This window comes from Arthrobacter gandavensis, assembly GCF_039528575.1.
GTDB lineage: Bacteria > Actinomycetota > Actinomycetes > Actinomycetales > Micrococcaceae > Arthrobacter_B > Arthrobacter_B citreus_B.
Genome location: NZ_BAAALV010000005.1, coordinates 36,822 through 57,704 on the forward strand (window position 1 = coordinate 36,822; position 20,883 = coordinate 57,704).

Sequence of the window (20,883 nt, forward strand, 5' to 3'; positions counted from 1 at the left end):
TCTCCTGAGTGTGAGCTGCATCACGGATCAAACTTTCGAGGAGAATATCATGCTGCTTGATATTAATCACGAAGTAATTTGTTCCGTGACGCCGGGGTTCACCGTCCGCACCTGCGGCAGAGCGGCCGACGTCGTGGGTGCGCTCGGACCACGCAGGCGCCGGCCTGGGGGCGGCGATCGTCCGGAGCATTGTCCAGGCTCACGACGGAACGCCCACCGTCACGTCACGGCCCGACGGCGGCCTCCGGGTCTCCGCCGTTTTGCCCGCCGGGGCGGGACGTTAGCCCGCTCCCTGTCCTGCGCAGCGCGGGACGGTTAGCGTGGAGAGAATGACGGAGATCCAGATCACCGAACACCCGGAACAGGCTACGGCGGCCATTCGCGGGCAGGTGCCGATGGCTGAGCTGGCCGAATTCTTCTCGAACGCGTTCTCGGACATCATGGCGGCTCTTCGGAAACAGGGTGTGCAGCCCGTGGGTCCCCCGTTCGGCAAGTATTACGGGCAGCCCGGCGCCATGGTTGACGTGGAAGCGGGATTCCCAGTTCCAGGCATCATCGATCCCGCCGGGAAAGTCGTGCCGGGGCACCTCCCAGCGGGAAGGATCGTCGAGGCGACGCATGTCGGGTCGTTCGACACTCTGGCAAACACCTACGCGGATATTGAGGGCTTCTTCACCGAGCACCAGCTCACGCCGAGTGAGGTGATGTGGGAGAACTATCTTGCAGATCCCGAGACCGAGCAGAGCCCGGAGGACGCACGCACCCAGATCTGCTGGCCGGTCGACTGAATCCGGAACCTTTCCACCGGGTGCCGGCTAGCCGCCGTTGCCCCGGCGCTGCGGGCGAAGGAGCATAACAGCCGTTCCCAGCGCAGCAGTGAGCAATCCAAGCCCTGCGGCGAGCCAGAGCTGCCCTGGTTCGGGCGATCCAAAAAGCGCCGGAATGTTCAGGATGAGGGCTGCTGCCGCCAGCGACATCGCGAGCAGCAAACCAATGAAGATCCGGTTCGGTTTGGTGTGCATCAATGATCCTTTTGTTGGGGCCGAGGGGTGCAGTCCTGATTCACAAGGGAAAGTCAGTGCCTGACGGCGGCAGCGGAGCCAGGCTTTTCGCGCTGCAGCCCGTGCCATGCAAGCAGGACTACCGCAAGGATGGGAAGGGCTGCACGAAAGGCGGACTTCATTGTTTCCTCCTGGCCGGTGGTGGCTGTCCGGCCACCCTAGACGGCGACGGAACAGACCTCAAACGGTGCTTCCTTCCGCCCATCCGTTTATAGGGAGGAGTCATCTAGAGGTGCGGCTCGTCGGCCTTGTACCGGTACTCGTGCCGGAGGCGCTTCACGAAAACCTCTCCGACGCAGATGGAAAGCCCCGTGCCTGCTAGCTGCAATACTCCACAGATGACGGTTTTCTTCGAATGTGCCACCCGGACCACCATGCCCAGGGCCGAGTTGTTCGACCGCGCACGGAGCATCGATGCCCATAAGGACTCGATGGCCCGGTCCCGCGAAGAGGCGGTCGCGGGTGTGACTACGGGCCTCATTTCCCTGGGTGAGGACGTCACCTGGCGGGCCTGGCACTTCGGTGTCCCGCTCAGGATGACGAGCCGCATCACCGCCATGGATGCGCCCGACTACTTCGTCGATGAGCAGGTCAAAGGACCGTTCAAGCGGTTCCGGCATGAGCACGAATTCAAAGAGGATTCGGCCGGTGCGGTCATGATCGACCGCATCGAGTTTGAAGCTCCCTTCGGCCCGCTTGGCCGGTTGGTGGAGAAACTGGTGCTGGCCCGCTACCTGCGGAAGCTCATCGAGACCCGGAACAGGTTCCTCGTCATGGACTCAGCCCAAGGCCAAACTCCGGGCGGATAGGATTTCCCCTCGGCCAGCACGGGCCAGGCACCACAACCATCAGGACCTAGGCGCTCGGCTATGGCCCGAAGGTGATTCTCCACGGTCCCGCTAGAACAGCGGCCAGGGCACCGCAGGCATCCCGCCGCGCGGTCCAGGGAACACCGCCGTCGTGCGCAGCCGCACACAGCGCGCGGCAAGCGCCTCGATCTCCTCGGCGGTCAGCAGCGCAGCCAGCATTTCGCCGAGCCCGCCGTCCAGCCCGGCAAGAACGCGATCAACGCCCGCGAGCTCCTCGGCGCTCAAAGACTCACCGATCCAGCCCCAGAGCACGGTGCGCAGCTTGTGCTCGGCGTGGAGGGTGACCCCGTGGTCCACGCCGTACCGGTGCCCGCCGGGCATGGCCAGGACGTGGTTGCCTTTGCGGTCGGCGTTGTTGACGACGACGTCGAACACCGCCATCCGCCGCAGCGCAGCTGTGTCTTCGTGAATCAGGGCGACGATCTGCCCGGCCTGGTCCTCGCCCTCGAGCACGAGCTTGAACCCGGACTTCGGGACTTCCTCCAGAGGCACCAGGTCCACCGCGTCCTGCTCCGGATCGGCGTCCTGCCAAAGCTGAACCATGCCCTCGCCCAGCGGCCCGTCGCGCAGCCAGGTGCGCGGCACGATGTTCCAGCCCAAAGCCTCAGACACCAGGTAGGCGGCGACTTCACGGTGAGCCAGGCAGCCGTCGGGGAAATCCCACAGCGGCTTCTCGCCGGCAATGGGTTTGTAGACAACTTCCGCGTCGCCGATGCTGCCCAGGAACGTGGCGTTGGACGCCGTCGTAATCCGTCCGGTGAGTGTCAGCTCATCGGTGAGCAGGTCCGGCTCCGGCATTAGTTTTCGGGGAGGGCGCAGGTGTGGCCGTCGTCGTCGATCGGCTGGCCGCAGATCACGCAGATCGGACGCCCGGCGCCCACCACTTCCCGCGTGCGCTTCGCGAAGGCGCGGGCGGTGCCCACCGGCATCCGCACCCGCAGCACCTCGGAGGCATCGGCGTCGTCCGGGTCTTCGAGCAACCCGTCGTCGTCCTCATCAACTTCGATCGGGTAGGCCTCGATGACCACCTGTGACGTGGTCGGGTCCCAGCCCAGGCTCATCACGCCGGCGCGGAACTGTTCCTCCACAGGGTCCAGATCGTCATTGTCCACGAGCTCCAAGGGAGTGTTCGCAGGAACATGGAAGGGGTTGCCGTCGATGGTCATGAGCTGGTCGAGGATCTCATCGATCTTCTCCGCGAGCTGGTCCGCCTGCAGCTTTTCCATGGCAATGCTGATGAGCTGTTTGCCCGCCCGCGCCTGCAGGTAGAACGTGCGCTGACCGGGGACGCCGACGGTGCCGACTACTACGCGGTCCGGCCAGTCGAAATCGTGAACGGTTGTAGGCATAGGACTACTCTAGGCTCCTTGGGCGGGTGGCGCTGCGTGTCCCGCACCACCGCCAACCGGCGCATCGTCCTGCCCGTGGACAGCTGCCAGCCACGAAAGGTCCCCGGCGTCGGTATTGGTGGCATGGACAGTGGGACGCCCCGGGCCGTAACGCACGATCGACAGCGAGGCCGGCCCGACGTCGATGCGCTGGAACATATCCAGGTGCATTCCCAGCGCGTCGGCAAGGACCGACTTGATGATGTCCCCGTGGCTCACCGCCGCCCACACCGCACCCGGGCCGTGCTCGGCCTCGAAGGCTGCATCGTGGCGGCGGATCGCAGCCACCGAACGGGCCTGCATCGCAGCCATGGACTCACCGCCCGGGAAGGTCACGGCGGAGGGCTGTGACTGCACCACCTTCCACAGGTCCTCCTTCGCGAGGTCGGCAAGGGTGCCGCCCTGCCACTGGCCGTAGTCGCACTCGGTGAGGTCGGCGTCGACCGGCGCGTGCGGGCTGCCCTGCTGGCGGTCAAGGATGAACTGCGCGGTCTGCCTGCAGCGCTCCAGCGGGCTGGACACCACGCCCACCAGGGGCACGACGGCGAGCCGGTTGCCAGCCGCAGCGGCCTGGTCCCGGCCGGTGTCATCCAGGCTGACGCCGGGGGTGCGGCCGGCCAGCAGGCCGGAGGCATTCGCTGTGGTGCGGCCGTGCCGCACGAGGATAACTGTCGCCATGCCCCCAGCCTAGTTCCCTGACCGGCGGGGTGCGGGAATGGCAAGGAACGCGGACTCTTGTCCCAACCAGCACCGCTGGCACAGCTCAATCCCCGCCCCTAGACTGGACCCTCCGTCTGAGTCCCGAGCAGAGGAGCACCATGGCCACCATCGCCGAGAACATCGTCCAGACCCTCGCAGCCAATGGAATCCAGCGGATCTGGGGTGTCCCCGGAGACTCCCTGAACGCGGTGACCGAGGCCATCCGCCGGGAGAAGGACATCGAGTGGATGCTGACCCGGCACGAGGAGGAGGCCGCGTTTGCGGCCGCCGGGGAAGCTGCGCTGACGGGTGAGCTCGCCGTCTGCGCCGGCAGCTGCGGGCCCGGCAACATGCACCTGATCAACGGCCTTTACGACGCGCACCGGAGCCGGGTCCCCGTCCTCGCGATCGCTGCGCACATTCCCACCGAGGAGATCGGCAGCCAGTACTTCCAGGAGACCCGGCCCACGGACCTCTTCCGCGACTGCGCCGTGTTCTGCGAAACGGTGCTGAGCCCGGAGCAGATGCCGCGGCTGCTGGAGATCGCCATGCGCACCGCCATCGAAAAGCAGGGCGTCGCCGTCCTCGTGATCACAGGGGACACGGCGTCGCAGGACGCCGTCAGCGACCGGGTGCCCGAGGTGCGGCGCTCCAGTCCCGTGACAGTTCCCTCGCCGGCCGAGCTCCAGGAGGCAGCGGACACGCTCAACTCCTGTGGAAACGTGACGATCCTTGCCGGAGGCGGAGTCGAGGGCGCCCGGGAGGAAGTCCTCGCGCTCGCGGACGCACTCGGGGCGCCGATCGTGCACGCCCTGCGGGGCAAGGAGTTCATCGAATGGGACAACCCGTTCGACGTCGGCATGACCGGCCTGCTCGGGTTCGCCTCCGGGTACCGGGCGATGGAAAGCTGCGACGCACTGCTGATGCTTGGCACGGATTTCCCGTACCAGCAGTTCTATCCGGAGAAGGCGAAGATCCTGCAGATCGACATTCGCGGCGAGCAGCTTGGCCGCCGGGCGCCGCTGACCCAGGGCATGGTTGGCGGTGTACGGGAGACGGCGGCGGCGCTGCTTCCGCTGCTCGAACGGAAGCAGGACCGCACTCATCTGGAGAAGTCGCTGGACCACTACCGGCGCACCCGCGCCCAGCTCGATGACCTGGAGAGGCAGGGGCCGGGCCCCATCCATCCGCAGCACCTCACGCACTTGATCGACGAACTGGCGGATGAGGACGCGGTCTTCCTGCCCGACGTCGGCACTCCGGTTATTTGGGCCTGCCGCCACCTGCACATTGGCCCGCGACGGCGGCTGATCGGCTCCTTCTGGCACGGCACCATGGCCGCGGCAACACCGCTGGGCCTCGGCGCGCAGGCGGTGGACCGTAACCGGCAGGTGGTGGTGCTCGCCGGCGACGGCGGCCTCGCGATGATGCTCGGTGAGCTGCTGACGGCCGTGCAGCACAAGCTGCCTATCAAGATCGTGGTGTTCAACAACGCTGCGCTCAGCTTCGTGGAGGTGGAGATGAAGGCAGCCGGCATCGTCAACTTCGGCACCGGACTCGAGAACCCGGACTTTGGCGCGGTGGCGCAGGCCGTGGGGATGCACGGGGAAAGCGTGAGCCGCCCGGAGGACCTGGACGGGGCACTGCGCCGCGCCTTTGCGCACGACGGGCCTGCGCTCGTGTCGGTTGCGGTGGACCGGCAGGAGCTGTCCATGCCGCCGAAGATCGACGCAAAGCAGGCCACGGGCTTCGCGCTCTACGCGCTGCGGACCGTGATCGCCGGAAACGGGCGCGAACTCATCGACCTTGCCCGGGCGAATGCGCGGCAGCTGCTCTGAGGCTCCGGCGTCGCAAGTCAGTCGGCGCTCGTGCGTTCCTCGCGCTTGCGCCGGGCCCGGGCCGCGAGGAACAACAGGGAACCGACCGCAACGTAGGCGGCGGAGCCGAGCCAGATGGGTCCGGTTTGCTGGGTCAGGAGCACGATGCTCGCGATGATCGCCAGGACCGGTATGAACCTGGGTGCGGTGAAGTGGTCGTGGTCGACTTTGTCCTTCTTGAGGACGAGGACGCTGACGTTGGCGGAAAGGAACACCAGGAGCAGGAGCAGCACCGTGGTTTCGGCGAGCGAGGCAACATTCCCGGTCAGTGTGAGGACGATCGTCAGGCCGGCTATGACAACGATTGAAACCCAGGGGGTGCGGCGGCCCGGGAGAACACGGCTGAAGGCGCGGGGAAGCAGTTCGGCTTCTGCCAGCCCGTAGCCAACGCGGCTGGCCATGACCATAAACAGCAGGGCCCCGTTGGCAATGGCGATCAGCGCTATGAGGCTGAACAGCCAGGGCGGGATTCCGACGCCGCTGGCTGCGACGACGTCGAGCAGAGGTCCGGTCGATTCGGCCAGGTCAGCCGGCGGCACCACGATGACCGCGCCGAGGGCAATGAGGAGATAGACGAGCCCTGCGGTACTAATGGCACCGAACAGTGCGCGGGGGTAGGACTTGGACGGTTTACGCACTTCCTCGGCCATGTTGGCCGCTGCTTCGAAGCCGAGGAAGGAGAAGAAGGCGACGATGGATGCGGCAAAGGCGCCCTGGAGGGGCGGTACGTCCGGGGCGAACTCAAGGAGCCGGGAGGGCTCCCCGTTCCCGGAGGCGAGGACGATGCCGGCGACGAAGATGACGATGACCAGACCGCTGACCTCGATGATTGAGGCGACGAGGTTCGCGGCGAGGGACTCCCGGACTCCGCGCAGGTTGATCAGGGTCAGCACGATGATGAACACCACCGCTGCGGGGGCCGCAGGCACGTCGATGATCGCGGTTAGGTAATCGCCGGCGAAGGCGTTTGCGAGGGCGGCGGCCGTGGTGATGCCTGAGGCCATCATCAGGAATCCGACGATGAAGGACAGGTACGGGATGCCGAAGGCCCGGTCGACGTACCGCGCGGCTCCGCCCGCGTGCGGATATTTGGTGATCAGCTCTGCGTAGGTTGCGGCGGTAAGCAGCGCAACGACCAATGCGATGAGCAGCGGCAGCCAGATTGCGCCGCCGACATCGGCGGCCATGGTGCCCACCAGGGTGTAGATGCCGGCCCCGAGGGTGTCGCCCACGATAAACGCGAACAGCAGCGGCGTGCCAACTGCCCGCTTCAACCCGGTTTGCGGTTTTGAGGCGGCCTTGCCGGCATCGTTTGTCATTGGGCTATTGGAGATCTTTTGCTATCCCAGCGCAAGAGAACATTTGTACCTTTCCCAGCCGGGTTTCGTATGAATTCCCCCGATACCATCCAGGTGGGACACCTGAGCCGGTGAATGACGCAGCTGCCTAGTCTCTGGCTTCGGCCTACTGGGCTGACTAGGGTGGGCGCATGGCAGCACGACTCTCCCGTCTCTTGACGGCGTCCACCGTGGTTCTGCTGGTCGCGCTGCTGGTGCTGATGATCGCCGACGGGTTAGCTCCGGGGAACCTTGAGCGCTGGAGCAACCCGGTTGGCTGGGGTTTGGCTGTGCTGATCCTGGTTCGTCTGGCAACTCGTGCCGGGGCCTGGCGTAAGGGAATTGCCGGCCCGCTGGCCGGGTCAGCGTCCGTCCAATCGAGAATGTTCGGCTTCACCCCGGGAAGCTCAGCGATTGAGCAATCAGCAGCTCCGGCCTACACGATCTCCGAAATCGAAGACGAGGAGAATTCCCGGTACCTTCGAGACGGTGAATCCGGCCAGGGTGGCGCCTAAGGCCGTACCGCAATGCCGCACCCCCTATGGGCGCCGATACTCCGTCGCGTACACGTTCTGTGTGAGGGCAGCGAACAGCTCGGTGATGTAGATGGCGGTATCCGCATATTGTGCAATCAGGTCCGCACCGCTTCCAAGCGCGGCCCGGACAGGATCCAACGCCGGAGAAGTTGGGCCGGCAGCAGCGGCCTGCAGCAGGCCAAGCCGTGCTTCCCCGGAGATATAGCCGAGTTCGAATAACGTCCAGTGGAACAGGTGCATCAGGGCGGAATCGCGGTCGAAGCCGTCATGGGTACGCATGCCCCACGCTTCCTGGGGCGTCAGCTCAAAATCCCGGTGCAGTGCCAGGCCGAAGTCCGTGTAAAGCAGCCTGCCGTCCTGGACAAGGATGTTGCCGGGATGCACGTCAAAATGCTGAAAGCCCCGGCTGTTCATCCATGCAGTGGCTTCCAGGAGCTGGTCCACAATGCCGGGAAAAACCTCGGCCCCGAAACCCTCCTTCAAGCTCCGGCGGATCAAGTCGCCCAGGGTAACGGGCACGTACTCAAGGAAGAGCACCATGCTCTTGGACGCGGCCTTCATGGCGGAGAGCTTGCCCTGGACTTCAGGCCAGTGCGGTCCCCACTGGCGGGGAGGGGTATCGCCGTCGAACTCGCTGAGGTCTGCCTCGCTTTTTACATCCAGGACCCGCCAACCGAGCAGGAGCGGAAAGAAGTCCGCCAGACCCGATTGAACCCACCGGGTGGTGACCTGATGTGCTGCAAGTTCCCGCCCGACTGCGTTGGCAGGGGTTCCTATCCCGTAGTGGGAAACGAAGGGAAGCCGGAGACGGCTGGCGGTGGAGCATGGATCTGCTTCTTCAGCGCTTGTCAGCGGAAGTTGTTTGATGAAGACAGTGGTTTCGCCCAAGCGCGCAGTCTTCGTGGTTCCCCCAATGCCTATGCCCGCCTGCTCAGCATCATCGATAAGCGCACGCACACCGGCATCATCCAGCCCGGCGAGAGCCGAAGAGATGGCGTTGGCCTCACGTACCCGTACCGTCATCCCTACACCCTAGGGGAGGGCGCATGAACTGCTGGGACCGGCTGGCCAAACGATTCGCTGCCGCCCGCCCGCAGTCGATCTGCGCCGGTTCGGTGGCGTGCCTCCGCCCTCAACCCCAGATACGTGCCGGCAATGATGAGGGCTGCGCCGACGAAGCCAAGCAGGGCTAGCGATTCCTGCCCGATGGTGATTCCAATGAGGACAGCCCAGATGGGTTCGGTTCCCATCAGGAGGCCCGCCCGGGAACCTGATGTCTGCTGGATGGCCCAGGTCTGGACGAGGAACGCGAAGACACTGCACACGAGCCCGAGGTAGAGCACGCCAATCCATTCAGCTGCGCCGAAGCCCTGCACGGCCCGCAGCACGCCCGGGTAATCGGCGGCGGTATAGAGGAGAGCGCAGACCACGCTCTGGACTAGCGTCAGGTTCAACGCACTGAAGCCGCGTCCCCGGGTTAGTGCGGAGACCGCTGTGACATGGATCGAGCGCACGGCAGCTGCGGCAAGCATAAGCAGGTCCCCGGCTCCGGGGGTCGCAAATCCGTCTGCCGAGACGAGCAAACAGACCCCCACGACGGCGATGACACCGGCTACGAAAACCATCCGCGGCAGCTTCACCCGGAAGGCAATGCTCTCGGTAACGGGCGTGAACACAACGACCAGGCTGATGATCAGTCCGGCGTTCGTAGCACTCGTGCCCGCAATTCCGTGAGTTTCAAGGATGAGCACGGCCGCTTGGGTTAAACCCAGTACGACGCCGGTGGCCGCCTCCCGGCGCGAGGTCCGACGGCGGTGCCAGAGCAGCCAGATCACCACCAGCGCCACAGCGGTGATGAGAAAGCGCAGGGACAGGATGGCGGTCACGCTGACCGTCCCGGTGAGGGTTTTCGCCGCTAGATAACTGCTGCCCCAGACAACTGCGACGAGGAGAAGCAGCAGGTCCACTCTGCGCGCGGAGAGGAGCGAGGCGACCCGGCGTCGTCGTTCAGTGCGGGGGAGGGCTGCTGGATTCAGTATCGAGGAGGGCACTCCTTGAGTTTGATGAGAAGTGATTCGTAAGACTAGAGGCCAAAAACTGAAATGCCGGTTTAGTCTTTCTTATGGATCTTTATCAGCTCCGGCTTCTTCGGGAACTTGGCGAGCGGGGCAGTCTTGCCGCCGTCGCCCGCGCCTCCCACGTCTCGCCGTCGGCAGTCTCCCAGCAGCTCACCGCCCTGCAGCGCCGCATTGAAGTGCCGCTCACCGAACGGCGGGGACGGAACCTGGTCCTGACGGAGGCCGGCCGGGCCCTGGCCCGGGCGGCGGTGGATATCAGCGTTGCCATGAGTTCCGCGGAACAGGCCGTGGCCCGGTACCTGCAGGATCCCCGGGCGACGGTCAGTATTTCCGCGTTCAACAGTGCGGGCCTCACCTGGTTCCGCCCGCTGCTTTCGGCCCTGGCAGGTGAAGGAAGTCCGCGGCTGGTCTGCTCCGACCGGGATGTGGGACAGGAGAGTTTCCCCGCGCTCGCGGCCGACTATGACCTGGTGGTTGCGCACCGCCTCGAGCACAGCAAACCCTGGCCGGAATCAATCAGCGTTCTTCCGCTGGTGCGCGAGCCGCTGGATGTCGCCATGTCGGAGAAGCACCGGCTGGCACAGAAGCCGAGCGTCACCGTGAGGGACCTCGCCGGGGAGGAGTGGGTGTCCGTCCAGGACGGATTCCCGCTGGTGCCGGCTCTGCAGGCTCTTGCCGTGCACGCGGGGCAGCCCCTGGACATTACGCATCAAATCAATGAGTTCTTTATCGCGGCCGAAATCGTTGCAGCCGGCAACGCCGTGGCGCTGATGCCGCGGCACACCGCGGCACCGCGGCCGGGAAGCGGACTGGTTCTCAAACCGATCCGCGACCTGCCGCTCGCCAGGCACGTGGACCTTCTCTGCAGGCCGGAAGCCCTGCACCGGTCTGCGGTCCAGCAGGTCGTCACTGCCCTGAGGCAGATTGTGGCTGCGCCCTGATGCGGGGACTTTCGGGGGCGTATGGACCAGTTAATCCTTCTGTGGTCCACTGACCTTGCGGCCTGAGCACAGCGACGGGGTGAAGCTGGCCCCTCGGGCCACCGGCATAGCAGCCGGACCGATCCGAAGGAGTCGTCATGTGTCGTTGGCTAGCGTATTCAGGGTCCCCGGTCCGGCTGGACGACCTTCTCTATAAACCGGTCAACTCACTGGTGATGCAGAGCAAGCATTCCCGCATGGGAGTTGAGACCACCAACGGAGACGGGTTTGGCGTCGGCTGGTACGGCACCGAACCGACCCCCGGCGTCTTCCACAGCACCGAACCAGCGTGGCACGACCGCAACCTGCGCGAACTCGCTGCGCAGGCGTCTGCCCGCCGCGTCTTCGCGCACATCCGGGCCACCACCGGCACGGCCATCCAGCAGACGAACTGCCATCCGTTCCGCCACGGCAAATGGCTCTGGATGCACAACGGCGTGCTCACGGATTTTCCAAAGGTGAAGCGGGACCTGGCCATGGCGGTGGATCCTGGCCTCTACCCGGAGATCGAAGGATCAACGGACTCGGAGATGTTCTTTTACCTCGCGCTGACCTTCGGGCTGGAACAGGACCCCCGCGCGGCGGTCGCCGAGGCCGTGGGCTTCATCGAAGAGACCGGGCAGCGCCGCGGCGTCGAGCATCCCGTCCAGATGACCGTTGCCACCACCGACGGTGAGACGACGTGGGCGTTCCGGTACTCCAGCGTGCGGGACTCGCGGACGCTCTTTGTCAGCAGCGACATCGCGACGCTCCAGGAGCAGTATCCGGAGCATGAACTGCTCGGTAAGCTCTCGGAGGATTCGCGGCTGGTGGTCAGCGAGCCGCTGGGTGACTTCCGCGGCGCGTGGCAGGCTGTGCCGGAGGCAACGGGTGTCGTCGTGCGAGGCGGTGACCAGGAGCAGTATCCGTTTGAACCCGTGGCTCCTGCGGTCGCGGTCTGAGACCCGAGTTCCACCGGCCCCGGCATCCAACCGCGGCCGGTCCCAGTTAACGCGCGTTCGCAGCGCCGTACCGTGCCAGGAAAAGGGCCTCGGTCAGTGCCATATTTTCGATCTCGCTGGGAGCCACACTTTCATTGGGGGCGTGGATGAGGGCCTGGGGTTCCTCCACACCCATGAGGATGATCTCTGCGTTGGGATACGTCTGTTGGAAGACGTTGCACAGCGGAATCGAACCGCCCTGGCCGAGGCTTGTCATGGGGCGGCCGTAAGCCTCCCGGGCGGAAGCGGCCAGGGCCTTGAACGCGGGACCGTCAGTGGACGCCTCGAAGGGTGACCCGGTTGCCTCAACATCCACGGTGATGCGTACTCCCCACGGAGCTGCCGCTTTCAAATGCGCGGTGAGGGCCCGCTCCGCGGCCTCGGGGGCGGTGCCCGGCGGGATCCGGAGATTTAGCCGGGCCGCCGCGCGCGGAACGATCGCGGCGGCGGACCCAACCACGGGCGGGCAGTCGATGCCGAGAATCGTGAGCGCAGGCCGCGACCACAGCATGTCCGAGACAGTGCCGCCCCCAAGCAGCGAGACGCCGTCGAGCACGCCTGCGTCCCGGCGGAACTGCTCCGGGTCATAGGCGGCGCCGGACCAGTGGCGGCTGTTGTCCAGACCGGCGACGGTCGTGTTCCCCTGTGCATCGCGGAGGCTGCCGAGCAGTACCACCAGCGCAGCGAGGGCATCCGGTGCCGGTCCGCCGAACATCCCGGAATGGATTTCCGAGTTGAGGGCTTCAACCGCCACGACAACGTTGACCATCCCGCGCAGGCTCACCGTGGCCGCCGGCGAACCCACTGCCGCGTTGCCGGTATCGCAGACCAGGATCGCGTCAGCACGGAGCAGATCCGGATGGGACTCGACGAACGCCTCCAACCCGCCGGTGCCCTGCTCCTCCGAACCCTCGACGACGAGTTTGAGGTTTACCGGGATGTTCTCGCCCAATGCCCGCAGGGCCGCCAGATGCATCACGATGTTGCCCTTGCAGTCCGCCGCGCCGCGCCCAAACCAGCGGCCGTCCACCTCCGTCAGCTCAAACGGCGGAGTCCGCCAGGCACTGTCATCAAGCGGCGGCTGGACATCGTAATGCGCGTACAGCAGCACGGTGGGTGCCTGCGGGTCGGCACTGGGCCGAGAACCGAGAACTACCATGCTGCCGTCCGGTGTCTCCTCCAGCCGGGCATCGGTGAAACCGGTCTGCGCGAATTTATCCCTCACCCACTGCGCGGCCCGCTGGCACTCTTCCGGCGGAAACTGCCGCGGATCGGCCACCGACTTAATCGCAACCAGCTCGGCCAGTTCCTGGTGTGCCTGCGGCATCAGCCGGGCCACGCGTTCCCGTGGATCCATGGTCAGGTTCCTGTCACGTCGTCGGTCTTTAGGTCCTCGATCGAGGCCTTGAACTCATCCAGCTCGTCGGGGCAGTAAACCTCGATGATCAGCAGCTGTCCCAGGACCGCCCGGCGGTCGGAAATCACCGGCCGGGCGCCGGGGCCCGTGGCTCCGTTGGCAAGCATCGAATTCAGGGTTGCCCGGCTCAGCGCCGCGTTCGGATTGGCGCAGGCCGCCCCGCCGTCGTCGCCCAGGATGCGGACCACCTGGTCCTTGTCCGGAGTGTTTACGCCGGCGGCCTCGACCAGCGTAATGAACCTGTCAGCTTTCTCCCCTGCTTCCCGTGACTGCCTGGCAGCCCCGAAGGCGAGAACAGCCCACAGCCCCATGCCTATAAGCAGCACCACGGCAACTATGTAAATCCAGGTGCGCTCGCGCTTTGGCTGATGCTCCACCGGCGTGCTCATGACTCCACCTCCGGCAGTGCGTCCTGTTTCCAGGAAGGCTTACGGAACCGGTAGAACAGGAACGGCACCAGAAGGCCCAGGCCCAGGGCGCCGCCGCCAACAATCAGGACGTAGATCCCCGGATTGCCGGACGCGAACTGCGACGGCGGCACGAACCCGACCAGCAGCGCCGCCAGGGAGGCCGCGAAGCCCACACCGCACAGCCCCAGGAGCATGGGGGCGCGGAACCCGCGCGGATGGTCCGGGTGCTTCTGCCGCAGACGGACCGCAGCCACGAACATCAGCAGGTACATGATCAGGTACACCTGGGTGGTGATGACGGAGAAAATCCAGTACGCACTCGAAACGTTTGGCAGCAGCGCGTAGGCCAGGCCGATCACCGTGGTGACGATTCCCTGGACCACCAGGATGTTCTGCTGGACACCGTTCTTGTTGAGCTTCTGCAGGAACGGCGGAAGGTAACCTTCCTGCCTCGATATCAGCAGCAGCCCCTTGGATGGCCCGGCCAGCCAGGTGAGCATGCCGCCCAGGGACGCCGTCACCAGCATGATCCCGACGATCGGCGTCAGCCACTGCCAGCCAAAATTCGCGAAGACGGCGTCGAACGCCTGCATGACACCGGCGGTGAGGGAGAGCTCCTCTGCCGGAACGATCCAAGCGATAGCCAGGGCGGGCAGGATAAAGATCGCGAGCACCAGTCCCATGGCCAGGAACATCGCCTTGGGATATTCCTTCGCCGGATTCTTCAGCGAGGATACATGCACGGCGTTCATTTCCATCCCGGAGTAGGAGAGGAAATTATTGACGATCAGCACCAGGCTGGAGAGCCCGGCCCAGACCGGGAACAGATTTTCGGCGGTCATTGGCGCCGCAGATTCATTGCCCTGTCCCAGGAAGACGACGCCGAGGGTCACCAGGACAACGCCCGGAACCAGTGTCCCGATGATCAGCCCGCCGCTGGCCAGCCCCGCCACGCCTTTGGTGCCGCGCGAGGACACCCACACACCGGACCAGTAGACGACGATGATTACGCAGGCCGTCCACACCCCGCTGCTCGCGAGCTGGGGATTAATGACATAGGCGAGCGTACTCGCGACGAACCCCAGCAGGCTGGGGTAGTAGAAGATGGTCATGGCGAACTGGCACCACACGGCCAGGAAGCCCATGGGCTTTGAGATTCCCTCCGAAACCCATTTGTAGACGCCGCCCGTCCAGCCCGAAGCGAGCTCCGCGGAGACAAGCGAGGTGGGCAGCAGGAATACCAGGGCAGGCAGCAGGTACAGGAAAACGCAGGCCAGGCCGTAGACGGCCATTGTGGGTGCTGCCCGCAGGCTGGCCACCGAACTGGTGGTCATCATTGCCAGTGCAATCCAGGAAATCCACTGGGTGCTGGTGGGGCGGGTCCGGGCCGCCGCCGTCGACCCTGAGCCGTCTATCGGAATGTCGGCGGTGCTCATGGTGACTCACTTGGTATCGCGTGCGCAGTCATGAGAATGCCTCCGAATCAGGTAGGCCAGCCTAATGATGAGTTCAGTATGAAACCGGCCTCAGGAGGTAACCAGTGATGTCAAGTGAATCGGGCCGGCTCAGGCGAAAAGAGATGCTTACGTGATACTGGTGGGCCGGGAGGTAGCCGTTGTTGGCAAAGTGAACGTGGCAGCCGCTGCGGAAGCGGCGGCGTCCTGCAGGGTGCCTTGGACCCGCCGGTGCCGCCCCATCACGAAGGCCATCAGCACGCCGAGCAAGCTGAACACCGCCATCACCCATGCGGCAGCTGTCAGCCCCGAGGCCAGGGCATCCCCGGCGGCGGCGCCTTCAGCTGTCTGCGCGCTGACGACATTGCCGTAGATGGTGGCGGCCAGCGCCGTGGCAACCGCTGCCCCGACGTAGCGGGCCATATTGGAGATCCCCGAGGCGCCGCCCACCTGATTTCCGGGCACGGCTGCGGTGGCAGCCGATGACGCCGGACCGTTGGAGAGGCCCATCCCCACCGCGATGGCAATCAGCGGCAGCAGAAACAGGGGATAGGCCCACGTCGCCTCCGTGAAACCGACAATGACAAAGCCGGCGGTGGTCAGGGCGAACCCGATGCCAACGGTTTGCCGGCCGCCCACCTTCGCTGCCAGCCGGGGCACCAGCGGAGCCACGATCACGAGGCCCGCGGTGGCGGGAAGAGTGGCCAGGCCGGCCTGGAGTGGGCTGAACCCCAGGGTGGAGGGGTCCTGGAAGTACAGGCTCAGCAGGTACATGAGTGCATTGATGGTTCCAGCTCCGATGAGGATAGCGACGGTCGAACCTACCAGCACACGGTTGCGCAGCAGGGAGAGGTCCAGCAGCGGAACCGCCACCCGGCGCTCGACGGCGATGAAGGCGTAGCCGGCAACAACCGTGATGGCGAAGCAGCCAAGCGTGGCAATCGAGAACCAGCCCCAGTCACCGCTCTTGGAAACGCCCAGAATGAGGGGAGTCAGCGTCAGCGCAATCAGGATGGTGCCCGCGTAGTCGATGGCCTGCTGCCGGTTCGGATCCCGGGATTCGGCAACGGTTGCCGCGGTGAGCACAATGCAGACGACGGCGATTCCGGCGTCGATCCAGAACAGCCCCTGCCAGCCGGTGGCGTCGACCAGCAATCCGCCCGCCAGGGGGCCGGCGGCGGCGCCCACGGCCGCCGCCGCTCCCCACAGTGATACCGCCCGCAGCTGCGCGTCACCCGAGTTGGCCACTGACAGCAGGCTCATTCCGCACGCCAGAATGGTTGCTCCGGCCGCTCCCTGGATGAGGCGTCCGGCTATGACCATTCCGCCGGTGCCGGCTAATGCGATGATGACGCAGGAGAGAACGAAAAGCAGCAGCCCCAGCTGGAAGACCCGGCGCCGTCCGAAGACGTCGCCGAGCGAGCCTGACGTGACGATCACCGCAGCACCGACCAGCGAGTAGCCGGTTACTGCCCACTGGAGGGTATCCACGGAGGTGCCGGTGTCCGCAGAGATAGCGGGAAGCAGGATGCTAACCGCCGAGGTGTTCGCATTCACCACCAGGGTGGAGATGCAGGTGGCGGCGAGCACACCGCCCGCCCGGCCGTTGGCCTCCGCGGAGTCGTTCATCGCCCGGTTCCTTCCCCTGGCCAGCCCCCGGTGCACTTATGCCACGGTAAGTCAGGTACTTTCACCGTGCGAGGGGTTCCAGCCGATAGGGGTACCTGCGCGGGGAGAATCCGCGCGGATCCACTGTTGGTTTCCCGGCGGGGCCCAGGCCTTTTTCCGGGCTGGCCTAGCTCCGGTAGGCGCCGCAGGTCTGGAAAAACTTGCGAATGCTTGTTGGATCACCGGCCTGGGCCGGAGCGATCACGTTGGCCTCAAAGTCTTCGGGGTTGACGAAGTGCGCCTGGACCGCCGGCAGCTGGGTGTACCTGTCCAGGTACACCAGGCTGTCCGATTGCCCGGACGCGTCATCGCTGTCCACAGCCTGCAGATATGAATCCATCCACGCGCAGAGCCAGAAGCCGGCCACCTGAACGTCCTGGTTGCCGTCCATGATCACCGGCACTTCGAGCGATGGGTTCTCTTCCGGATCAAAATAATTGATGGTGCGGAAATGCCAGTCAATGCCTGCAGGCAGCGGTTCCGGGAACTCAGCGACTGCTTCGACCAGGGCCTGGTCGAAGCAGTCCGGCCTGATGGATTGGATAGTGCCGGAGGAATCCGTCTGCAGGATTTCGCCGCCGGGGCAGGGCCGCGGATCCCAGGGCGTGGGGACCGGACTGGCCTTCGCCTCCGCGACGGCCTGGGCTTCATCGATCTCAGCGTCCGTCGGTCCGCAGCCCGCCAGCAGTGCGCCCAACAGAAGCGCGGCCGCAGGGCCCGCAATTCGGTTCCCCATGTGTTCTTGTCCCCCGATTGTCAGTTAGTCAGACCCTAAACGGCGGCGGGAATTTTGAACAGGCCCGGTTTTAGCGCGGTGTGCAGGCTGTGACTGGGGCATATGCCTATCTTCGCGAGCGGGCCTGACATCATGGGCTGGTGGAATCTGACCCGGTACACCCAGTTGATCAGGACGCGGCCATCCGAATGTGGCAGAAGTACTCCGCCGCGCACCCGGAGGCGGCGGCCGCCTGCCCGGAATACACCGTGGAGCATTTCGGGGATACGCGGCGGCTCGCTGACGAACTTCTCGCCCACGTGCTCAGCGGGAGGAAGCGCGCGACGTCGGAACTCGTCGCGGACTTCCTGGCCAGGGGTGACGCGGTGCCCCGCATCGGATCCCACTGGATCGCCTGCGACGGGACGGGCACACCGCAGGTCATCCTGCGCAGCATCGAACTGCGGCTGGGGTCCTTTCCTACGGCTGACGCGGCCTTTGCCCGGGAAGAAGGGGAAGATGACCTGAGCCTCGAAAGCTGGCAGTGTGAGCACCGCCGGTACTGGACGCGGGTTTCGGCGGCCCAGGGCCGCCAGTGGTCTGAAGCCGACGAAATAGTCTTCGAACGCTTCAGGGTCGTCTGGCCGCCTCAGTACGCAGATCAGGTGAGCGGGGACTGCTGAACAAACACAGGGCCCGCCGCTGCATGCATTATGACGGCGGAGCCCCGCCCAGCACCTTGCCAAAGAGCAGGTAGTCACCGTCCCTGCCCTCGGCGTCGTAACCCGTAGCTTCGTAGAGCAGGCGGGCTCACGGCGCGCGGAGCGGACGGCATAACCGGTGCCCGACGGCGGCGGGAACCTCGGCGGCAGCTGTCGGTCAGGCGCGCTCAGGGGAGGGCCCGCGTTCGGCACGATCGCGGATGCCCCGCAGCATCCGCTCGGTCATGACCCAGCTGACCATCTCCACCGGTTCCACGAGCGCCCCGGTCCAGCCGGTGAGGTAGACATACCGTTCGCGCACCACGAGACGGGTCGATCCATCCGGCTGGGGCAGCAGGACGAAGGCCCAGGTGAACTGAAAGGGTGCTTCGGCGATCGTGCCGTCGATGCCGTTGACGCCGACGCTGAGGACGAGGGCGCGCCCGTCGTCGAGCGCGGCAACCAGCAGTGCCGCGCCCGGGGCGAGGTTGACCTCGTCGCCGACCGAACGGACCTGCAGCTCCGGTTCGATGGCATCGGCGCTGTGGATTCCCAGCCCAACCAGGTTCTCCAGCCAGTCGTAGGAGTAGAAGCCGCCGCGGTTCTGGCCGAGCTGGGTGAGCCAGGGCCATACCGCCGACGGCGGCGCGGCGATGCTGATCGCGCGGGTCGCCGTGAGGTTGGGTGCCTGAAGCAGTTCGTCGCCAGGCAGCGGCATCCGCAGTTCATCGTCCGTGGCACCCCACCGCAGGGAAACGCGGCGTGCAGCGAGGAACACGGCTGCAAAAACTGCCGCGGCTGCTGCCGCGCCCGCCAGGCGCCGTGTCCATCGCATGGGCCAAATATGGCACCGGTGCGCCTCGAGGGCAACGGAGATAGACCGGCCCGGCGCCGGGGGGGGCGGATGTCCCCGGACCTATCGGGGCGCCGCGCGATGGCTAGCGACGCTGGCTTTCCGCCCTTCAGACCCGGAGCCTAGTTCCCGTCGTTCACTTCCAGGAGGGCATCGTGTTTGGCAGGTGCGCGGAGAGTTTTTGCCGCTTTGATGAGGGAAGCAACGCCAGGCGAGGGTGGTCCTGCCGGCCAGGCGAGAACGGTTGTGATTGTCGGTGCGTCCGGCACGGGTATGGCAACGTGTTCGGTCCACTGCCAGGCACCGCTGGAGGCAGGGATGACGAGCAGTGCTTTGCCGAGCGCAACGAGCTGGGCAAGCTGGGATTGGGTATGGACTTCGGGTCCGGGGCCGTCCGGGTAACTCCCGTCGACGCGCGGCCATCGAGCCATGGGCAGGTCCGGAACGTGAGCGACCTCCGCCAGGGAAAGCTGATCACGTGACGCGAGCGGGTGCCGGGCCGGCAGGATCACGACCTGCCCCTCAGCGAACAAAGGTTCCGCATCCAAGCCTGTGAAGTCATCCACTGGCTGATGCATCAAGGCCGCATCGGCGCGTCCGCTGCGCAGCAAACCGGCTTGCTGGCCTACCTCACACAGCAGAACCTCAGGCGCTGGCATCCCAGCCTGACGTGTAGAGGCCTCAAGGAGTCCTTGCAGCAGGGCATGGGAGGCTCCAGCCTTGGAGGCCAGTACCAATGCCCGCCCTGGGTCCTGGGCTCGCTGCGTCCGGCGTGCCGCGGCCGAGGCGGCCTCAAGGGTTGCCCTGGCCTCACGCAGGAGCACCTGTCCCGCATCGGTCAGGGCCACGCCGCGGCGGTTGCGTTCAAAGAGGCGGACGCCGAGGCGTCGCTCCAGCTGGGAAACTGCACGGGAGAGCGGCGGCTGGGCAATGCCGAGCTCCAGGGCTGCCCGCCCAAAATGCAGGTGTTCCGCAACGGCCACAAAGTACCGCAGTTCCCGGGTCTCGAGCTCGATCACACACCGCACCTTACAGGTGATACCTCTCGGGTATCACAGTGTACTGAGTTGGTCTTGGACGCCGTGTTCACCTCGGACCCATGATGAAGAGCATGGATAACACCAAAGCCGCGCTGGTCACAGGCGCCAACAAAGGAATCGGCTACGCCATCGCAGAAGGCCTTGGGCGGTTGGGATACACCGTCTTTGTCGGGGCCCGGGATGAGGTGCGGCGGGACGACGCCGTCAAGAAGCTGCGTGCCGCGGATCTAGATGCGGTGGGGGTATCCCTCGACGTCACGTCCGATGCCAGCGTGGCTGCGGCTGCCTCGGTCATCGAAGAGAAGGCCGGACGGCTCGATGTTCTCATCAACAACGCCGGCATTTCCGGACGAACCGACTCCGGAGCGCAGGATCCAACAACCCTTGACCTGGGCGTGCTGCACACGGTGCTGGACACCAACGTCTTCGGAGCGGTGAGGGTGACCAACTCAATGCTGCCCCTGCTGCGCCGCGCTGCCTCGCCGCGAATCGTCAACATGTCCAGCAACATGGGCTCGCTGGCCCTTCAAACGGGGCCCATCCTGGCTGCCTACGCGCCGTCGAAGTCAATGCTGAACAGCATCACGACGCAGTACGCCCGCGCCTTCTCCGGCTCGAACATCATCATCAATGCTGCCTGTCCCGGCTACGTGGCCACCGACTTCACTGGATTCAACGCCCCGCGCACAGCCGAGCAAGGGGCCGCGATTGCACTGCACCTCGCGACCCTCCCGGACGACGGCCCCCGCGGCGGCTTCTTCGACGACGGCGGTGCCGTGCCCTGGTGACCCCGCCACGCGGCTGAGGTCCGTGACAACCG

The 20,883-nt window shown here is 65.5% G+C and carries 23 protein-coding genes; 9 read left to right on the forward strand and 14 right to left on the reverse strand.

Annotation, left to right across the window (positions count from 1 at the left end; translation table 11 throughout):
- The first annotated feature begins 137 nt into the window (after nucleotides 1–137).
- Together ABFX29_RS12405 and ABFX29_RS12410 are read left to right on the forward strand one after the other, a co-directional pair.
- Nucleotides 138–284, forward strand: a complete 147-nt coding sequence (locus tag ABFX29_RS12405; protein ID WP_152229023.1) for an ATP-binding protein — start codon at nucleotides 138–140, stop codon at nucleotides 282–284.
- A gap of 45 nt (nucleotides 285–329) precedes the next feature.
- On the forward strand, nucleotides 330–788 hold the full coding sequence (locus ABFX29_RS12410; protein WP_152229022.1) for a GyrI-like domain-containing protein: 459 nt from the start codon (nucleotides 330–332) through the stop codon (nucleotides 786–788).
- Between the two features lie 27 nt (nucleotides 789–815).
- Here ABFX29_RS12410 and ABFX29_RS12415 read toward each other — a convergent pair whose 3' ends face one another.
- A complete protein-coding gene (locus ABFX29_RS12415) occupies nucleotides 816–1,022 on the reverse strand; it encodes a hypothetical protein (RefSeq protein WP_152229021.1) in 207 nt (68 codons plus the stop codon).
- A gap of 377 nt (nucleotides 1,023–1,399) precedes the next feature.
- Between ABFX29_RS12415 and ABFX29_RS12420 the strand changes: the two genes are divergently transcribed.
- A complete protein-coding gene (locus ABFX29_RS12420) occupies nucleotides 1,400–1,870 on the forward strand; it encodes an SRPBCC family protein (RefSeq protein ID WP_152229020.1) in 471 nt (156 codons plus the stop codon).
- A gap of 90 nt (nucleotides 1,871–1,960) precedes the next feature.
- On the opposite strand, the gene ABFX29_RS12425 is transcribed toward ABFX29_RS12420, so the two are convergent.
- Genes ABFX29_RS12425 through ABFX29_RS12435 form a run of 3 tightly spaced genes read right to left on the reverse strand, consistent with a single transcriptional unit; the run spans nucleotide 1,961 to nucleotide 3,996 of the window.
- Nucleotides 1,961–2,728 carry an SCO1664 family protein gene (locus ABFX29_RS12425; protein WP_152229019.1) on the reverse strand — a complete coding sequence of 256 codons (768 nt, stop codon included), beginning with the start codon at nucleotides 2,726–2,728 and terminating at the stop codon, nucleotides 1,961–1,963.
- On the reverse strand, nucleotides 2,728–3,279 hold the full coding sequence (locus ABFX29_RS12430) for a DUF3090 family protein (protein ID WP_152229018.1): 552 nt from the start codon (nucleotides 3,277–3,279) through the stop codon (nucleotides 2,728–2,730). The genes ABFX29_RS12425 and ABFX29_RS12430 overlap by 1 nt, the downstream gene beginning before the upstream one ends.
- Before the next feature lie 9 nt (nucleotides 3,280–3,288).
- A complete protein-coding gene (locus ABFX29_RS12435; RefSeq protein WP_152229017.1) occupies nucleotides 3,289–3,996 on the reverse strand; it encodes a histidine phosphatase family protein in 708 nt (235 codons plus the stop codon).
- 140 nt (nucleotides 3,997–4,136) lie between these two features.
- On the opposite strand from ABFX29_RS12435, the gene poxB reads away from it, so the two are divergent.
- Complete coding sequence (gene poxB / locus ABFX29_RS12440; RefSeq protein ID WP_152229016.1) at nucleotides 4,137–5,855, forward strand: ubiquinone-dependent pyruvate dehydrogenase; 1,719 nt, start codon at nucleotides 4,137–4,139, stop codon at nucleotides 5,853–5,855.
- A 17-nt stretch (nucleotides 5,856–5,872) separates the two neighbouring features.
- Here poxB and ABFX29_RS12445 read toward each other — a convergent pair whose 3' ends face one another.
- Nucleotides 5,873–7,213 carry an APC family permease gene (locus ABFX29_RS12445; RefSeq protein ID WP_152229015.1) on the reverse strand — a complete coding sequence of 447 codons (1,341 nt, stop codon included), beginning with the start codon at nucleotides 7,211–7,213 and terminating at the stop codon, nucleotides 5,873–5,875.
- Nucleotides 7,214–7,383: 170 nt separating this feature from the next.
- Here ABFX29_RS12445 and ABFX29_RS12450 point away from each other — a divergent pair, with 170 nt between their 5' ends.
- The gene (locus ABFX29_RS12450) at nucleotides 7,384–7,746 is read left to right on the forward strand and encodes a hypothetical protein (protein ID WP_152229014.1); all 363 of its coding nucleotides are present in this window, start codon (nucleotides 7,384–7,386) and stop codon (nucleotides 7,744–7,746) included.
- 24 nt (nucleotides 7,747–7,770) lie between these two features.
- On the opposite strand, the gene ABFX29_RS12455 is transcribed toward ABFX29_RS12450, so the two are convergent.
- Both ABFX29_RS12455 and ABFX29_RS12460 read right to left on the reverse strand, forming a co-directional pair.
- Nucleotides 7,771–8,790, reverse strand: a complete 1,020-nt coding sequence (locus ABFX29_RS12455) for a protein kinase domain-containing protein (RefSeq protein ID WP_152229013.1) — start codon at nucleotides 8,788–8,790, stop codon at nucleotides 7,771–7,773.
- A gap of 2 nt (nucleotides 8,791–8,792) precedes the next feature.
- On the reverse strand, nucleotides 8,793–9,818 hold the full coding sequence (locus ABFX29_RS12460; protein WP_246167662.1) for a DMT family transporter: 1,026 nt from the start codon (nucleotides 9,816–9,818) through the stop codon (nucleotides 8,793–8,795).
- Between the two features lie 71 nt (nucleotides 9,819–9,889).
- Here ABFX29_RS12460 and ABFX29_RS12465 point away from each other — a divergent pair, with 71 nt between their 5' ends.
- Together ABFX29_RS12465 and ABFX29_RS12470 are read left to right on the forward strand one after the other, a co-directional pair.
- Entirely contained in the window at nucleotides 9,890–10,786 is an 897-nt protein-coding gene (locus ABFX29_RS12465) for a LysR family transcriptional regulator (protein WP_152229012.1), read from the forward strand.
- Nucleotides 10,787–10,923: 137 nt separating this feature from the next.
- Entirely contained in the window at nucleotides 10,924–11,766 is an 843-nt protein-coding gene (locus ABFX29_RS12470; protein WP_152229011.1) for a class II glutamine amidotransferase, read from the forward strand.
- Nucleotides 11,767–11,812: 46 nt separating this feature from the next.
- Here ABFX29_RS12470 and ABFX29_RS12475 read toward each other — a convergent pair whose 3' ends face one another.
- The 5 genes from ABFX29_RS12475 to ABFX29_RS12495 form a co-directional block, all read right to left on the reverse strand.
- Nucleotides 11,813–13,162, reverse strand: coding sequence for a dipeptidase (locus ABFX29_RS12475; protein ID WP_152229010.1), 1,350 nt, complete (start codon nucleotides 13,160–13,162; stop codon nucleotides 11,813–11,815).
- 2 nt (nucleotides 13,163–13,164) lie between these two features.
- The gene (locus tag ABFX29_RS12480; RefSeq protein ID WP_152229009.1) at nucleotides 13,165–13,611 is read right to left on the reverse strand and encodes a hypothetical protein; all 447 of its coding nucleotides are present in this window, start codon (nucleotides 13,609–13,611) and stop codon (nucleotides 13,165–13,167) included.
- Nucleotides 13,608–15,068, reverse strand: coding sequence for a glutamate/gamma-aminobutyrate antiporter GadC (gadC, locus tag ABFX29_RS12485; protein ID WP_091608490.1), 1,461 nt, complete (start codon nucleotides 15,066–15,068; stop codon nucleotides 13,608–13,610). Before gadC ends, ABFX29_RS12480 begins: the two co-directional genes overlap by 4 nt.
- A 147-nt stretch (nucleotides 15,069–15,215) precedes the next feature.
- Complete coding sequence (locus tag ABFX29_RS12490) at nucleotides 15,216–16,715, reverse strand: MFS transporter (protein WP_152229008.1); 1,500 nt, start codon at nucleotides 16,713–16,715, stop codon at nucleotides 15,216–15,218.
- Between the two features lie 166 nt (nucleotides 16,716–16,881).
- Entirely contained in the window at nucleotides 16,882–17,490 is a 609-nt protein-coding gene (locus ABFX29_RS12495) for a hypothetical protein (protein ID WP_152229007.1), read from the reverse strand.
- Between the two features lie 188 nt (nucleotides 17,491–17,678).
- Between ABFX29_RS12495 and ABFX29_RS12500 the strand changes: the two genes are divergently transcribed.
- Complete coding sequence (locus ABFX29_RS12500) at nucleotides 17,679–18,152, forward strand: ASCH domain-containing protein (protein ID WP_152229055.1); 474 nt, start codon at nucleotides 17,679–17,681, stop codon at nucleotides 18,150–18,152.
- A gap of 196 nt (nucleotides 18,153–18,348) precedes the next feature.
- Here the strand turns inward: ABFX29_RS12500 and ABFX29_RS12505 are convergent, their stop codons facing one another.
- Both ABFX29_RS12505 and ABFX29_RS12510 read right to left on the reverse strand, forming a co-directional pair.
- Nucleotides 18,349–19,005: an SRPBCC family protein gene (locus ABFX29_RS12505; RefSeq protein WP_152229006.1), complete on the reverse strand. Its 657-nt coding sequence runs from the start codon at nucleotides 19,003–19,005 to the stop codon at nucleotides 18,349–18,351.
- 140 nt (nucleotides 19,006–19,145) lie between these two features.
- Complete coding sequence (locus ABFX29_RS12510) at nucleotides 19,146–20,042, reverse strand: LysR family transcriptional regulator (protein ID WP_152229005.1); 897 nt, start codon at nucleotides 20,040–20,042, stop codon at nucleotides 19,146–19,148.
- A gap of 92 nt (nucleotides 20,043–20,134) precedes the next feature.
- Here ABFX29_RS12510 and ABFX29_RS12515 point away from each other — a divergent pair, with 92 nt between their 5' ends.
- Nucleotides 20,135–20,851, forward strand: a complete 717-nt coding sequence (locus ABFX29_RS12515; RefSeq protein WP_152229004.1) for an SDR family oxidoreductase — start codon at nucleotides 20,135–20,137, stop codon at nucleotides 20,849–20,851.
- The last annotated feature ends 32 nt before the right edge of the window (nucleotides 20,852–20,883 follow it).

What these genes read in the sequence shown, in the direction of transcription:
- poxB (WP_152229016.1), top strand. Translation starts at nt 4,137, where the DNA reads ATGGCCACCATCGCCGAGAACATCGTCCAGACCCTCGCAGCCAATGGA.
- ABFX29_RS12495 (WP_152229007.1), bottom strand. Translation starts at nt 17,490, where the DNA reads ATGGGGAACCGAATTGCGGGCCCTGCGGCCGCGCTTCTGTTGGGCGCA.
- ABFX29_RS12515 (WP_152229004.1), top strand. Translation starts at nt 20,135, where the DNA reads ATGGATAACACCAAAGCCGCGCTGGTCACAGGCGCCAACAAAGGAATC.
- ABFX29_RS12410 (WP_152229022.1), top strand. Translation starts at nt 330, where the DNA reads ATGACGGAGATCCAGATCACCGAACACCCGGAACAGGCTACGGCGGCC.
- ABFX29_RS12470 (WP_152229011.1), top strand. Translation starts at nt 10,924, where the DNA reads ATGTGTCGTTGGCTAGCGTATTCAGGGTCCCCGGTCCGGCTGGACGAC.
- ABFX29_RS12445 (WP_152229015.1), bottom strand. Translation starts at nt 7,213, where the DNA reads ATGACAAACGATGCCGGCAAGGCCGCCTCAAAACCGCAAACCGGGTTG.
- ABFX29_RS12435 (WP_152229017.1), bottom strand. Translation starts at nt 3,996, where the DNA reads ATGGCGACAGTTATCCTCGTGCGGCACGGCCGCACCACAGCGAATGCC.
- ABFX29_RS12480 (WP_152229009.1), bottom strand. Translation starts at nt 13,611, where the DNA reads ATGAGCACGCCGGTGGAGCATCAGCCAAAGCGCGAGCGCACCTGGATT.
- ABFX29_RS12505 (WP_152229006.1), bottom strand. Translation starts at nt 19,005, where the DNA reads ATGCGATGGACACGGCGCCTGGCGGGCGCGGCAGCAGCCGCGGCAGTT.
- ABFX29_RS12450 (WP_152229014.1), top strand. Translation starts at nt 7,384, where the DNA reads ATGGCAGCACGACTCTCCCGTCTCTTGACGGCGTCCACCGTGGTTCTG.
- ABFX29_RS12465 (WP_152229012.1), top strand. Translation starts at nt 9,890, where the DNA reads ATGGATCTTTATCAGCTCCGGCTTCTTCGGGAACTTGGCGAGCGGGGC.
- ABFX29_RS12475 (WP_152229010.1), bottom strand. Translation starts at nt 13,162, where the DNA reads ATGGATCCACGGGAACGCGTGGCCCGGCTGATGCCGCAGGCACACCAG.
- gadC (WP_091608490.1), bottom strand. Translation starts at nt 15,068, where the DNA reads ATGAGCACCGCCGACATTCCGATAGACGGCTCAGGGTCGACGGCGGCG.
- ABFX29_RS12490 (WP_152229008.1), bottom strand. Translation starts at nt 16,715, where the DNA reads ATGAACGACTCCGCGGAGGCCAACGGCCGGGCGGGCGGTGTGCTCGCC.
- ABFX29_RS12425 (WP_152229019.1), bottom strand. Translation starts at nt 2,728, where the DNA reads ATGCCGGAGCCGGACCTGCTCACCGATGAGCTGACACTCACCGGACGG.
- ABFX29_RS12420 (WP_152229020.1), top strand. Translation starts at nt 1,400, where the DNA reads ATGACGGTTTTCTTCGAATGTGCCACCCGGACCACCATGCCCAGGGCC.
- ABFX29_RS12500 (WP_152229055.1), top strand. Translation starts at nt 17,679, where the DNA reads ATGTGGCAGAAGTACTCCGCCGCGCACCCGGAGGCGGCGGCCGCCTGC.
- ABFX29_RS12455 (WP_152229013.1), bottom strand. Translation starts at nt 8,790, where the DNA reads ATGACGGTACGGGTACGTGAGGCCAACGCCATCTCTTCGGCTCTCGCC.
- ABFX29_RS12430 (WP_152229018.1), bottom strand. Translation starts at nt 3,279, where the DNA reads ATGCCTACAACCGTTCACGATTTCGACTGGCCGGACCGCGTAGTAGTC.
- ABFX29_RS12415 (WP_152229021.1), bottom strand. Translation starts at nt 1,022, where the DNA reads ATGCACACCAAACCGAACCGGATCTTCATTGGTTTGCTGCTCGCGATG.